This is a genomic window from Streptomyces sp. NPDC127084, from assembly GCF_042724175.1.
GTDB lineage: Bacteria > Actinomycetota > Actinomycetes > Streptomycetales > Streptomycetaceae > Streptomyces.
Map to the genome: position 1 here is coordinate 1 of NZ_JBHXFA010000420.1, position 1,089 is coordinate 1,089.

At 70.8% G+C, this 1,089-nt stretch carries 1 protein-coding gene and 1 pseudogene; one reads left to right on the plus strand and one right to left on the minus strand.

What is annotated here, in order from left to right; genetic code table 11:
• The coding region (locus ACFWI9_RS34695) for a hypothetical protein (RefSeq protein ID WP_387169379.1) at window positions 1-349 on the plus strand (349 nt) is incomplete at its 5' end.
• 18 nt (window positions 350-367) lie between these two features.
• Here the strand turns inward: ACFWI9_RS34695 and ACFWI9_RS34700 are convergent.
• A pseudogene (locus tag ACFWI9_RS34700) lies at window positions 368-1,089 on the minus strand (PLP-dependent cysteine synthase family protein); the annotation flags it as partial.

Below are 1,089 nucleotides of genomic sequence, written 5' to 3' on the forward strand. Positions count from 1 at the left end.
GGCGACGGTACCGGCGGTGGCCGTGCTGCTCCTCGACCAGGCCTGGATCCGGGCCGCGCTGGCGCTGGTCATCGGTGCGCTCACCGTACTGCAGGCGCTGCCCGGCGGTCGGTTCACGCCGGGGCCGATGCCACCCACGACCGCCAAGGGGGACGAGGTGCTCAGGATGGCGTTCGAACGGTACGCGGAGCTGGATCCGGCCACGCGCCCGGCGACGGAGCCGTACGACCCGGGCCAGGTGCGGATGGCGGTCGCGCTCTACGGCCTCGCGGTGCTCGACCACGTCGACGCGAGGATGAAGGGCGACTGGGGCCGTGAGGCGGTCGTCTCCTGGGGCCCCGGGGAGTGACCGCCCGGGGCGCTCGTGTCAGGCCCAGAGCTGACCCTGGAGGGTCGCGATCGCTTCCTCGGTCGTAGCCGCCGTGTACACGCCCGTCGACAGGTACTTCCAGCCGCCGTCCGCCACCACGAAGGCGATGTCCGCGGTTTCGCCCGCCGCTACGGCCTTCTTGCCTACGCCGATCGCCGCGTGGAGGGCCGCGCCCGTGGAGACGCCGGCGAAGATGCCCTCCTGCTGGAGGAGTTCGCGGGTTCGGGTGACCGCGTCGGCTGAGCCCACGGAGAAGCGGGTGGTGAGGACGGAGGCGTCGTAGAGCTCGGGGACGAAGCCCTCGTCGAGGTTGCGGAGGCCGTAGACGAGGTCGTCGTAGCGCGGCTCGGCGGCGACGATCTTGACGTCCGGCTTGTGTTCGCGGAGGTAGCGGCCTACGCCCATCAGCGTGCCCGTGGTGCCGAGGCCCGCCACGAAGTGGGTGATGGAGGGGAGGTCGGTGAGGATCTCCGGGCCCGTCGTGGCGTAGTGGGCGCCCGCGTTGTCCGGGTTGCCGTACGGGTAGAGCATGACCCAGTCGGGGTGTTCGGCGGAGAGTTCCTTCGCTACGCGTACGGCCGTGTTGGAGCCGCCGGCCGCGGGGCTGGGGATGATCTCCGCGCCCCACAATCCGAGGAGTTAACGGCGTTACTGCGAGGTGTTCTAGGGCATCAAGCAAACCCAGCGGTAGCCCATGAGATTCGCGGCCCTCGCCACCG